Below are 12,454 nucleotides of genomic sequence, written 5' to 3'. Positions count from 1 at the left end.
CTAACCTTTAACCCAATTCATCTCTAAACATTTTCTTAATCCCATCCTAGCTCTATATAACATTACCCAAGCATTGGTCGGGGTAATATCCAGCTCCTTACAAATATTTTCATTCTCCATTTCATGCACGTCGCGTAACATGAAAATAGCTTTCAGCTTCTTAGGTAGCTTTTGCATGCATGCATCCAATACGCTTAGAAATTGACTTTGTTCTAACGCATGGTCGGGCATGTCAAAGGATTGCGGTTTATCTAGCCAATGGCCAGTTTTATCAAAGAAGTCGTCCATGCTTTCATCAGACGCATCTAAGTCGATAATGTCAGAGATGGGCTGTTCGCGTATGAGTTTGCGCTGAATATCAATGATTTTATGTTTGAGTATGCCGGTGAGCCATGTGCGTATCGATGAATCACCTTCAAAGCTATTGTTCTTGATGGCTGCCAACATCGTTTCCTGCACAGCGTCTTCTGCTTGGTGGGTATCTTTTAAACGCGCTAGGGCAAACCGATATAAGTAGTCACCATGGTCGTTGAGCCAATCGTTGACATTGCTGCTCATATTAAGTCGCCGCCTTTTGTTGTAAAAGACCCAAGTAGTGTGCTGAGTCCAGCGGTGTGTTGTTGCGTTGAGATTGCCAAATAGTTTCCGCGAGGCATTCCAATATATCGTGTTGTGCCATGTGCTGATCACCATGTTTCAGTTTTAACTTTTCATAAATCTCGCTAATGCCAATTGGCTGGTTAATCGATATTTGCTCAATGACTGATAAGTGTAAGCTCAAATGCAGAAATGGGTTTGTTTCCCCTTGTTCTGGAAAGTATTGCTGTTGCATATAGCGTTCAGGCGCATCTAGTATGGTGTGATACTCAGGATGCATTTGCATGACTTCAACTGCGATTTTTTCTAAGTCAGAAAGTGGGGCGTGCTGTTTAAATTTAGCCCACGCGTCAAACAAAAACTGTCTGGCCTGGTCGCGGCTGGGGTTGTATAAACTCATAAGATACCTATAGCGCCGAAAATAATGAAAGAACGGTAGAGTATGGCAGTAGTTGGTTCTGCCCGTCGATGCAGGTAATCTCGCCGTTACCATAAAAGCCTAATAATGGCATATTTGGAAACCGCTGCGTAATGACTCTAAGGTCGAGATCTTCTCCGTTATACAGATATGGGCCTCGGCCTAGACAAGAGAATAACAAGCCAAAGTCTGGTGTGCTGCCTAATTCTGTTGTCAGCGTATCTGCTGTTAGTGCCATGTCGGTTTCAGCCGTGTTTGCATCGCGTAGTGCCCAGCTTACATAATGACCAACAGGCAGGGCGTGTGCTAGCGTAATGCTACCATTTTTCTCATCACAGCTAATGATGGAGGTTTGGTGGTATTTTCCCTCAGAAATTGCCTCTGCACTATCGGCATAAACTGCCATCAATAAATGCAGTGGAAATGGCTCTTCGGTTTTGTGATGATGCTTCCAAGCTTTTTGTAATGTTCTTAGCGCTTTTTGTTTACCTAATATTTCTAGGTCAAACTGCTTGCTTGCATGCACTTGCTTGGGCTGGCTGAGTAACATTAAGCCGTGAGAGGCTTTTGTGGCCATTTTAACGCCAGATAGAAACATCTCGATGTGGCCTTTTACATCACCTTTTGCATTTTGCCATACGGAGAATGGGCCATGCCCTGTTGCGTCGCCAGATATCCCGCCATAACGGATATGATGATTGAGCCATGTGCTGTTAATCGCGCTGGGGGCAGCCATGGTAAGGAGCGGCTGTCCGGCATCGTTATGCTGAGCCAGTGCTAACTGTATGTCACCCCCAAACACCATGGCAGCAGCAGCGGGCGTATCAAGTACCCAGTCTTCTTCAGTAAAAATACCGGTAGCTGAGCAGCCAGTCACTTGCGTACAGCCAGCCGCTTTTGCCGCAGCCATAATGGCGGCTTGGGGGTTGCTCGCAAATTCTGAGGTTAGCAACAGCAACACGCCATTTGCCGTGCTGATGCCGGCTTTGCCCATTGCATTGTTAACAGCCTGACTAGCCAAGGCTGGTAACGCTTGGCGGCCTAGTACAATGCTGGTAGCGACTTTCATCTTTTTGCGGGCTCTGCGGTGTGTGGCAAGTGATACTCTTTTGCCTGATATTCACATAGGTCTTCTATGCAGCATTCGGCACATTTTGGTTTGCGCGCAGTGCATACGTAACGGCCATGCAGAATAAGCAGGTGATGCGCATCCTGCATGAATTCTGCTGGAATCGTTTTAATGTATTTCTTTTCGACGTCTAGAACAGTTTTGCCTGTAGCCAGCTTGATGCGGTTACCTAGCCTAAATAAATGTGTATCCACTGCAATGGTGGGTTCGCCAAATGCCGTATTTAAAACGACATTAGCTGTTTTGCGGCCAACGCCCGGCAATGCCTCTAAAGCAACACGGGAATGCGGCACTTGAGATTGATGTTGGTTGATCAGTATCTGACAGGTGGCTAAAACGTTCTTGGCTTTAGCGTGATACAGACCGATGGTTTTAATGTAACTTTCTAGGTTGATTAACCCAAGTGCCAAAATGCTTTCTGGTGTGTTAGCGACAGCAAAAAGTTTGTCGGTCGCGAGATTAACACTTTTGTCGGTCGCTTGGGCTGAGAGCATTACGGCAATCAGCAGCTCAAAGTGACTACTGTAGTTCAACTCTGTTGCGGGGTTAGGAATCGCTATCTGTAGGCGTTTAAAAATCTCTAAGCGTTTTTCTGCATTCATAGGGTGCGCCTGACAGACTAAGCGTTAAGCGCAGGTTGAAGTTCAGATGTTGTCGCATGACCTTCACGTGTACTGTCTTTTGCTTTATTTCTGATATCAATCCAGTTACGAGCCGCAATGAGCATGCCCAAGCCTAAAAAAGCTCCCGGTGGAAGCACCGCCAGTAAAAATCCATGGTAATCAGGAATAACTGTCAGCACAAATTGCTTGGCTGACGGACCAAACACTAAATCTAAACCGGAAAATAAGGTCCCTTTGCCTACAAGCTCACGCATTCCACTGAGTAATGCCAATACTAACGTTAATCCAATGCCCATCATGAAGCCATCTAAAATCGATGGTATAGGCGCATTTTTAGCGGCAAATGATTCCACACGTGCCAGCACAATACAATTAACAACGATTAAAGGGATGAAAATCCCTAAAACTTTATGTAATGGATGTGCAAATGCATTGATAGATAAGTCGATGACGGTGACAAGTGCTGCAATCACCAAAATAAAGACAGGTACCCGAATTTCATTCGGTACATATTTACGCACAGGTGAGATAGCACCATTGGCAGCCGCCATCACTAATACAGTGGCTAAGCCAAGGCTAACACCGTTTACCACCGAGGTGGTCACTGCCAGAGTTGGGCATAGGCCTAATAACTGGACAACACCAGGATTTTGTTTCCAAATCCCGTTGAGGGTGATTTCTTTATAGATGCTCATGTTCCATCCTTACCTTGCAGTGTGTTATCTGCAGTGTTGTTTTCTAATAGTCGTGCTTTATTCTCATTAAAAAACTGTAGTGCTTTAGCAACGGCTTTTACAATTGCACGCGGGGTGATGGTTGCGCCCGCCATGTATTCAAACTTTCCGCCGTCTTTTACCACTGCCCAATCTTTGGCAGCGGTTTTAGCCAAAGATTCATTGCTGAATTGCGTAATCCAGTCGTCCCGCTCGATATCAATGTAATCCCCTAGGCCGGGCGTTTCTTTATGCGCTAGTACGCGCACTCCGCTAATAGAGCCGTCAGCACGAATTGCAATCAGCAATTTAATATCGCCTGCATAACCGTCATGCGCAATTGCTTCTAAAATGACCCCCACAGGCTCATTACCTAATTTAGCGATGTTAGCCTTGCTAGCGATTCGATTGCCCAGAAGCTGGTTGGGAGGAATCAGCAGTTCTGTTTTCAATAAATCATTGTCGTATACGTGATGGGGCAATATTTGTGAAAAAAGTGCTAAGCGCGCCTCTGCTTCGCTCGCTTCAATCGGTGCGCGCGTAATCATGAAGATATAAGCCAGTATCGCAGTGCCCACTAGTGTAAATGCAGCGAGCGTGCTCGCTGTTTTTATTGTGTGTTTAAGTAGCGTGTCTGCCATTGTTGTTCCTAGTGCTTATGTCCAAATACACGTGGTTGTGTGTAAGCATCTATCAACGGTACGCACATATTCATGATTAATACTGCAAAGGCAACGCCGTCTGGATAGCCTCCGTATACGCGAATTAAATAAGTGAGTACAGCAACACCAGCTGCAAAGTAGAGTTTGCCTCTTGGTGTAGTGGGGCCGCTCACTGGATCGGTAATGATAAAGAAAGCGCAAAGCATGGTTGCACCGCTCATGAGATGGAATGCGGGATTGGCGAAGTGAGCAGGGTCAATGATGTTAAATATTAAGGAAATGAAAGCCAGCGCCCCAATAAATGCAGTGGGTAGATGCCAGGAAATAATCCGTTGCTGCATTAAATATAGACCACCCAGTAGATAGCTCCCAGTGACTATTTCTCCGCCTGTTGCACCAAACTGACCAAAAATAGGTGCTTGCGCAATGTCTGTCACTTCGTGTTTAAGCATCAGTTGTGTTTTTAAATAATCTAAGGGTGTGGCTGAAGTTACCGCATCCAGCTGGACGCCTGCCGGTAAGCTATTGCTGAATATTAACTTTACTTGGTCTAACGCATTTAACGGGGCATCAGCCAGCGTCAACGGCGCAGGCCATTTGGTCATGATGACTGGAAAAGAAATCAGTAACACTGCATAGCCGACCATTGCAGGATTAAATGGGTTGTAGCCTAATCCGCCATACAGCTGTTTGGCGATGGCGATGGCAAAAAATGTACCCACAACCACTAGCCACCAAGGTGCAAGAGGCGGCAGTGCCAGCGCCAGTAGCCATGCTGTGACAACCGCACTTAAATCGGCAAGGCTAGGGGCGATAGGGCGTTGCCTGATTTTTAGAATCGCAGCCTCAGTCACCAATGCCGTGATTGTGGCTAGCGACAATGACACTAAAACTCCAGCGCCATAGACCCATAGGTAAGCAATAATGCCCGGCACAAGCGCAATCAATACTTTTAGCATAATGACGCTAACAGTAGGTGCGTCGGTAATGTATGGTGAGCGATTCAAGCGTTTTATCCTAATAACAGTAAAGTAAGTATAGCCATTAGTCAGTGTCTTTATTTTCAACCATCTGCTTTACTTTCGCACGTATGGTTTCAATCTCAGTGATTTTAGCCTTAACTTTAGGGCTGAGGTTGTCGGTGTTTTTTGGCGCAACCCCTGCTTGAGCCGCTGCTAGCTTTTGAGCCTTGGCACGCTCAATGGCGGCTGCAATCAATGCTTGCTTGTCTTTTTTTGCCTGTTCGTCACTGATAGGTGCAGAAGGCTCAGGTTTGTTTTCAGTAAGTGCTGGTTCGAGGTTCTCTTCACTGCTTGTCTTTGTTGCGTTAGTCTGTGAAGCTGCTAACTTAAGTGCTTTTGCTCGTTCTATGGCGGCCGCAATCGCTGCTTTTTTGGCATCATCTGCCTCAGTGCTGCTTGCAGGTCTTTCTTTATCTGTTTTTTCGGCCTTGGCACTATCATTTTTTGCGCCGGCGGCACGCTCTGCATGTTTTTGCGCACGTTCCAGTTTTTCGCGTTCTATACGCGCTAATCTAAAGTCATTACGCTCACGCGCTAAGTCCGCTGCTTCTTGTGCTTTATCTGCTGCGATAATCTCACTTTTTGCATAACGATAATATTGCACTAATGGAATATTGCTTGGGCACACATAAGTGCAGCAGCCGCATTCAATACAATCAAATAAATGGTAATCGCGCGCTTTTTCTAAATTATCTGACTTAGCAAACCAATAAAGCTCTTGTGGTTGCAGGTTCACTGGGCAAGCATCTGCGCAGCGTGTGCAACGTATGCAGGGCATGGCAGGCGGGGGAGGCGCAAATAAGCTTGGGCTAGCAGCAATGATGCAGTTCGCCGCTTTGGTGACCGGCACATCAATGCTTGGTAAGTCAAAACCCATCATCGGGCCACCCATCACAAAATGTGTGGTGTCTGTTTTGGCACCGCCAGCAGCAGCAATCAAAAACGGCATGGGGGTGCCCAGCAATACTTCAAAATTCTGAGGAGTTTCAACATTGCCTGTTACTGTTACTACGCGGCTGACACTAGGTTCACCAAATGTGAAATAACGATAAATAGCCAATACGGTTGCCACGTTAAATACTTGGATTCCCACCTCAGTGGAGCGTTTGTGGTGCGGTACTTCAACGCCTAATAATAGATGAATGAGTCTGCGTGCATCGCCACTAGGGTATAGCGTTGGTACTGTTTTTACTGTTGCATTGGCTAATACCTGGCTGGCTGAGGTCATCGCGTTAGTGGCGTCAGGCTTGTTATCTTCAATACCAATCATCACTTTAGCCGCACCAAGTAAGTGCTGTGCTATCTCAACGCCTTTGATGATTTCATCTGCACGCTCCCGCATCAGCATGTCATCACAAGTGATGTAAGGCTCGCACTCTGCTGCATTAATGATTAAGGTATGGATTGCTGACGCACCATCTTTACGTAGTTTAATGTGCGTGGGGAAGGTGGCACCACCTAAACCTACGATACCAGATGAACGTAAACTAGTAATCAGCTCGTCGAGGGCTGTGTTTTTCCAATCAATAGGCGTTAATGGCTTCCATTGATCTTTACCATCGGGTGTTATTGTCACGCACATGTCTGGCAGGCCAGAGGGGTGCGGAATCACGGCTTCATCAATCGCGGCAATCGTACCTGACGTCGGCGCATGGATGGCAGCGGACACCGTACCTTCTGCCTCGGCAATCATCTCTCCTTTTAAAACATAATCACCTATGTTGACTTTGATTTTAGGAATGTAGCCTACATGTTGGCGTAGTGGTAAGGTCAGTGTTTCCGGAATCGCAAGTTGTGAAATCGGGCGCGTTGTTGATTCATGTTTGTGTCCGTCTGGGTGTACGCCACCATGAAACTTATAGACGTCACTAGCATTGCCTGAACTTGCATGGTCTGAAGTGAGGCCTTTCATGAGCTTACTGGCAAATTGAATGATGCTATTCATGATGATGTCTTACCATGACTCGCAGGCAAAGCCTTGATTGGAAATACTGGATACTTCCATTTCCAGTTATCAGGTGTTTCAGCTACAGGTTCCATCGTAATGCAGTCAACCGGGCACGGTGCTACACATAATTCGCAACCAGTGCATTCTGACGCAATAATGGTATGCATATGTTTAGCTGCCCCTAAAATTGCATCCACCGGACATGCCTGTATGCATAAAGTGCAACCAATGCAGGTGGCTTCATCAATAAAAGCCACAGATTTTGGTTTAGGTACGCCATGTTCAGCATTAAGCGGCTTATATTCGACACCTAACAAATCAGCCAGTGCATGGACGCCCGCATCGCCGCCGGGCGGGCACTGATTAATGTCGGCCTCACCGTTAGCAATCGCAGTGGCGTAAGGTTTGCAACCAGGGTAACCGCATTGTCCGCATTGGGTTTGGGGTAGGATGGCATCAATACGCGCGACCAACGGATCTCCCTCTACTTTAAAAAGTAGTGCCGCAATGCCTAACAAAATGCCGAGCACTAAAGCCAGTCCAAGCATGATGTAGATGGAGGTTAATAACATATCGCTATTTTTTGATGATTGATTAAATTAAATGGCTTGTACTTGTTTTTTATTTTTGTCTTTATATTTTGTCTTGTATTTTAATGGCTAGTCATGCTGATTAATGTGGCTGGGTTAGCACCAAAAATTTATACAAAACTTGATTGTTTATTCAAGTGTTTAGTATTTATCTAAGCCCATAAACCCCATAAATGCCAAACTCATTAACGCCGCAGTAATCATCCCAATTGCAGAGCCTTTAAATGCAGCAGGCACGTCTGCACCCTCTAATCGCTCGCGCATAGAAGCAAATAGAATCAGCACTAATGAAAAACCAAGAGCACCGCCTAGTCCAAAAAATAGAGATTCCAAAAAGCTATGGCTTGCCTGCGCGTTCAGCAATGGAATACCTAGGACTGCACAGTTTGTTGTGATAAGCGGTAGAAAAATACCTAAGCCTTGATGCAGCGTGGGAAAGTTCTTTTCCATCACCATTTCAGTGAGCTGCACTACACCGGCAATAATGACAATAAAAGATAATGTGCGTAAGTAAAATAGTCCGTTGGGTTCTAACAGGTAGTAATTAATTCCCCAGCTGGTCATAGAGCCAATGCTTAACACCAGAGCCGTCGCGCCAGCCATGCCGATAGAGGCTTCTAATTTTTTAGAAACACCCATGAATGGACATAAGCCAAGAATTTTCACCAGCACGATATTATTTACAAATACAGTGCCGACTAAAATCATAATATAGTGATGAAAATCAAAGGACATATTTTAAATATGGGCTTTCAACGATAGTTCCTGAGATTATACCGTGTTTGCTACTGAGGCAAGCAGTTAAAGCCACGCTAGCTATGTGTTGGATACATAAAAATATCAATAAGTTTTAACTTCATTTTTTGACTAGCAGTTGTCGATGCTGGCCAGTGTGTAATGATGGTTGTTGATGAGAGTGTTTTTTAATAAATCTGTCATGATTTCAGTATAGGGTGTCGCGTGAATCGATACGGCGATGCATCTCTGTTTGGCCTCACGATGCATCGTGCGGACTTGAAATGATGAAGATTGAACTTTAAGATTAAAATAACAGTGGACAAATGTTTCTGACAATTCATCATCAAATCAAAAATGTGCGTAATAAATAAAGAAAATTGTAGAACATTCAGGTTAAAATATAACATTATGAATCAGGTAGATTTCCTATGTTGCAAGGCAGTTTAGTTGCTATTGTTTCGCCCATGTTTGAAGACGGGCGTTTAGATATCCCATCTTTAAAAACATTGATTGATTATCATATTGATCAAGGGACAGATGGTATTGTAATTGTTGGCACTACAGGGGAGTCTCCTACTGTAGATTTTGAAGAGCACTGCTTGCTTATTCAAACAGCCGTCACACAAGTAAATGGCCGCGTACCAGTCATAGCAGGTACTGGTGCTAATTCAACAAAAGAGGCTATCGTACTGACTCAAAAAGCCAAAGAGTTAGGCGCAAATGCTTGTCTTTTGGTTGCGCCTTATTACAACAAACCTACACAAGAGGGTTTGTATCAGCATTTTAAAGCCGTTGCCGATGCCGTAGCTATCCCACAAATTCTTTATAATGTGCCAGGGCGTACTGGCTGTGATATCAGTAATGATACTGTGTTACGTTTAGCGACACATGCCAACATTGTTGGCATCAAAGACGCTACCGGCGGTATTGAGCGTGGAACTGATTTGCTATTGCGAGCTCCAAAAGAGTTCGCAATTTACAGTGGCGATGATGCAACTGCATTGTCCTTGATGTTGTTAGGTGGGCATGGCGTGATTTCAGTGACCGCCAACGTAGCGCCTAAATTGATGCATGAAATGTGTGTGTCTGCATTAGCTGGTGACGTAAAAGTAGCACGTGAAATTAATGCCAAACTCTTTGGTCTGCATCAAAAATTATTTGTTGAGGCAAACCCAATCCCGGTTAAATGGGTCTTGTCAGAGATGGGTATGATTAAAACTGGCATTCGATTACCAATGGTAACTTTATCAGCCCAATATCATGAAGTTTTGCGTAAGGCATGTGAGCCTGCACAAATTTTATAACGAACAATAGAGTTTTAAAACGAGGTTTGAATGAAACAAGTTAATTTTAACTCGGGCGCTGATCGTCTAAGTGTAGTGCGTAAAGCAAAGTCTGTCGTCTTGCCTTTATTTTTAATGGTAAGTTTAAGCGCTTGTGATTCTATTCCTTTTATAGATACCACATCAGATTATAAAGGTGCTGGTCGTTCACGTCCGCTAGAGGTGCCGCCAGATTTAACCGCAAGCCCAGTGAGTGATGCTTATGCTGTTCCTGGCAGTGCGAGCTACTCAAGCTACAGCCAGGCGCAAGACGGGCAGGAAGCTGGCGTTGAAAAAGTATTACAGTCGCCAGAGGGTGTGCGTATGGAAAAATCAGGCACGCAGCGCTGGTTGGTCGTCAATGCACCAGCAGAAAAAATATGGCCGGTTATTCGTGATTTTTGGACAGAAATGGGCTTTGCTGTTCGTGTAGAAAACCCACAAATCGGCGTGATGGAAACTGAGTGGATTGATTCTGACGCGATCAAAAAGAATGAGACGATTGGTACGCTTGATAAGTTTGATAAATGGCTAGATAAGTTATCAGGCTTTGCTGATAAGAAAAAATTCCGTACCCGATTAGAGCATGGTGCTAATACAGGCACAACAGAGATTTTCATGACGCATCGCTCAGTGGTTGGTGCGCCTGACGATGGAAAAAATCGGATCAGAACACAATTAGGTGAAATTGAAACCGGCTATAAAGCAGATACTGCGACTAACCCTAGAGGTGATGCCTTTGATGCGGAGTTAGATGCTGAACTATTGCGTCGCTTAATGGTGAAGTTAGGCGTTGAGGAGCAGAAATCTCAAACGATTCTAGCCGATGCTGCTACGACTAAACACGCAGAAGTCGTTAAGGAGGCAGATGGTAGCGCAAGGCTATTGCTCACTGATCAGTTTGACCGCGCATGGCGTCGTGTGGGCTTGGCGCTTGATCGCGTTGGTTTTGTCATTGAAGATAGAGATCGCTCAAATGGGCTGTTCTTTGTGCGATATGCAGATGTTGATATTGATGATACACCTAAGAAGAAGAAAGGTTTATTTGAAACGCTTAAATTCTGGGGTGATGATGACTCGAAAGAGCCTGAGACAGCTGCTAAAAAAGAAGATAAGAGCGTTGTTGATAGCTTAAAGTTCTGGGGCAGTGATGACAAACAAAAAACTAACCCTGATCGTCAATATCGCATTAAAGTGAGTGAAGCTGAGTCTGGCTCAGTTGTCACCGTTGTAGATAAAGACGGTGCGCGCGTACGCACCACAACGGCAAACAGAATTATTGCATTGATGTATGAGCAGTTGCGATAAGTAAGATCTGGGCGGCTTTAATAGGCCGCCTTTCTTTATTTCAGTCATGTTATTAAAGAAGCCTACGAAAGAGTAGCCTTCTTGCTGCCTTTTCGTGTTTTATCTGTCCTGCTCTTCACCTATCTGTTTTTATTGATGCGTGAGTTTATTTAAGAAAGTCTAAAAATGCGCTTTGCTTCGCTCGGTAGTGGTAGCGCTGGCAATGCGCTAGTCGTGGAAGTGAACAATACGCGGTTGATGCTGGATTGCGGGTTTAGTATTAAAGAAGCAACCAGCCGCCTTGCCCGTTTAAATTTAAGCCCAGAAGATATTGCTGGTGTTGTGGTCACACATGAGCATGATGATCACGCTGGAGGCGCTTTCAAGTTTGCTGCAAAGCATAATATCCCCGTTTGGTTAACTTATGGTACGCTCAAAATGGCCGAGCGTTACTTTCCTAATCAACACAATCTGCAACTTAACGTGATTGATAGCCATACTTTGTTTAGTGTGGTTGATGTTCAAGTGCAGCCATATCCCGTACCACATGATGCACGAGAGCCCGTGCAGTTTGTATTTAGTGATGGTCAGCATCGTTTAGGTGTGCTGACGGATGTAGGGCGCACAACGGCACATATTGAGCAGCAGCTTAGCGGATGTGATGCGCTGGTGCTGGAGTGTAATCATGATGGCAATATGTTGCGTAACGGGCCTTATGCCGCGTCTTTAAAGAAGCGTGTAGGTGGTGAGTGGGGGCATTTAGAAAATGCAGCCGCTGCCGATTTACTCACCAAGTTGGATCGCTCTAGATTGCAGCATCTGATTGCTGCACATTTAAGTGCAAAAAATAATACGCCGTTACTGGCAAAGTCAGCGTTGGCTAATGTTGCTGGGTGTGAGCTTGATTGGATTGGCGTGGCGGATCAGGTGCTGGGGTTTGATTGGCGACAGATTAGCTAGATACCAGATTAACTAGTTATTTGTATAGCTAGATTTTTATATTGGGCTTGTCATGTGAGGTTGATGCCGGTAGTTGAGATTGCATAAATAGCAGGCATAAAAAAGCCGACTTACGTCGGCATTTTTAATAATTATTGATTAAACAATAAATTATTGTGCAGCAGCAGGAGCAGCTTCAGCAGCAGGTGCAGCTTCAGCAGGAGCAGCTTCAGCAGCAGGTGCAGCTTCAGCAGCAGGTGCTTCAACTGGAGCAGCTTCAGCAGCAGGAGCTTCAACAGCTGGTGCTTCAACAGCAGGAGCTTCAGCAGCTTTTTCACCACAAGCAGTAACAGCAAGAGCCAACAATGCAGCTAATAAAATAGAACGTGTCATTTTAAATTTCCTTAAGAGTTTAACTGGTTAAAAAACTGTTTTCGATACTACTCAAAAATTGACTAATTAGCTA

14 protein-coding genes are annotated in these 12,454 nt (G+C 44.9%); 3 read left to right on the top strand and 11 right to left on the bottom strand.

The features are described 5' to 3' along the window. The 10 genes from FG24_RS02100 to rsxA form a co-directional block, all read right to left on the bottom strand. Entirely contained in the window at positions 1-558 is a 558-nt protein-coding gene (locus FG24_RS02100; RefSeq protein WP_036300462.1) for a sigma-70 family RNA polymerase sigma factor, read from the bottom strand. 1 nt (position 559) lies between these two features. Further along, the gene (locus tag FG24_RS02095) at positions 560-997 is read right to left on the bottom strand and encodes a DUF1841 family protein (protein WP_036300460.1); all 438 of its coding nucleotides are present in this window, start codon (positions 995-997) and stop codon (positions 560-562) included. A 7-nt stretch (positions 998-1,004) separates the two neighbouring features. Next, positions 1,005-2,084, bottom strand: a complete 1,080-nt coding sequence (locus FG24_RS02090) for an FIST C-terminal domain-containing protein (RefSeq protein WP_036300458.1) — start codon at positions 2,082-2,084, stop codon at positions 1,005-1,007. Beyond that, positions 2,081-2,746 carry an endonuclease III gene (gene nth, locus FG24_RS02085; RefSeq protein WP_036300455.1) on the bottom strand — a complete coding sequence of 222 codons (666 nt, stop codon included), beginning with the start codon at positions 2,744-2,746 and terminating at the stop codon, positions 2,081-2,083. Before nth ends, FG24_RS02090 begins: the two co-directional genes overlap by 4 nt. Positions 2,747-2,763: 17 nt before the next feature. Beyond that, on the bottom strand, positions 2,764-3,462 hold the full coding sequence (locus tag FG24_RS02080) for an electron transport complex subunit E (RefSeq protein WP_036300452.1): 699 nt from the start codon (positions 3,460-3,462) through the stop codon (positions 2,764-2,766). Beyond that, the gene (rsxG, locus tag FG24_RS02075; RefSeq protein WP_036300449.1) at positions 3,459-4,121 is read right to left on the bottom strand and encodes an electron transport complex subunit RsxG; all 663 of its coding nucleotides are present in this window, start codon (positions 4,119-4,121) and stop codon (positions 3,459-3,461) included. Before rsxG ends, FG24_RS02080 begins: the two co-directional genes overlap by 4 nt. An 8-nt stretch (positions 4,122-4,129) precedes the next feature. Further along, positions 4,130-5,149, bottom strand: coding sequence for an electron transport complex subunit RsxD (gene rsxD, locus FG24_RS02070; RefSeq protein WP_036300447.1), 1,020 nt, complete (start codon positions 5,147-5,149; stop codon positions 4,130-4,132). Positions 5,150-5,186: 37 nt separating this feature from the next. Then, a complete protein-coding gene (gene rsxC, locus FG24_RS02065; protein WP_036300444.1) occupies positions 5,187-7,109 on the bottom strand; it encodes an electron transport complex subunit RsxC in 1,923 nt (640 codons plus the stop codon). Further along, the gene (rsxB, locus tag FG24_RS02060) at positions 7,106-7,684 is read right to left on the bottom strand and encodes an electron transport complex subunit RsxB (protein WP_036300442.1); all 579 of its coding nucleotides are present in this window, start codon (positions 7,682-7,684) and stop codon (positions 7,106-7,108) included. Before rsxB ends, rsxC begins: the two co-directional genes overlap by 4 nt. A gap of 159 nt (positions 7,685-7,843) precedes the next feature. After that, the gene (gene rsxA / locus FG24_RS02055; RefSeq protein WP_036300441.1) at positions 7,844-8,437 is read right to left on the bottom strand and encodes an electron transport complex subunit RsxA; all 594 of its coding nucleotides are present in this window, start codon (positions 8,435-8,437) and stop codon (positions 7,844-7,846) included. Positions 8,438-8,868: 431 nt separating this feature from the next. On the opposite strand from rsxA, the gene dapA reads away from it, so the two are divergent. The 3 genes from dapA to FG24_RS02040 all read left to right on the top strand — a co-directional run bounded on the left by dapA (position 8,869) and on the right by FG24_RS02040 (position 12,009). After that, the gene (gene dapA / locus FG24_RS02050) at positions 8,869-9,744 is read left to right on the top strand and encodes a 4-hydroxy-tetrahydrodipicolinate synthase (RefSeq protein ID WP_036300438.1); all 876 of its coding nucleotides are present in this window, start codon (positions 8,869-8,871) and stop codon (positions 9,742-9,744) included. Positions 9,745-9,774: 30 nt separating this feature from the next. After that, positions 9,775-11,070, top strand: a complete 1,296-nt coding sequence (gene bamC / locus FG24_RS02045) for an outer membrane protein assembly factor BamC (RefSeq protein WP_036300436.1) — start codon at positions 9,775-9,777, stop codon at positions 11,068-11,070. Positions 11,071-11,235: 165 nt separating this feature from the next. After that, positions 11,236-12,009: an MBL fold metallo-hydrolase gene (locus tag FG24_RS02040; protein WP_036300434.1), complete on the top strand. Its 774-nt coding sequence runs from the start codon at positions 11,236-11,238 to the stop codon at positions 12,007-12,009. A 150-nt stretch (positions 12,010-12,159) separates the two neighbouring features. On the opposite strand, the gene FG24_RS02035 is transcribed toward FG24_RS02040, so the two are convergent. Then, a complete protein-coding gene (locus FG24_RS02035) occupies positions 12,160-12,381 on the bottom strand; it encodes a hypothetical protein (protein WP_036300431.1) in 222 nt (73 codons plus the stop codon). Between the last annotated feature and the right edge of the window lie 73 nt (positions 12,382-12,454).

This window comes from Methylotenera sp. L2L1, assembly GCF_000744605.1.
GTDB lineage: Bacteria > Pseudomonadota > Gammaproteobacteria > Burkholderiales > Methylophilaceae > Methylotenera.
The sequence above is the reverse complement of the archived record's forward strand: the minus strand, read 5'-3'. Positions and strand labels throughout refer to the sequence as shown.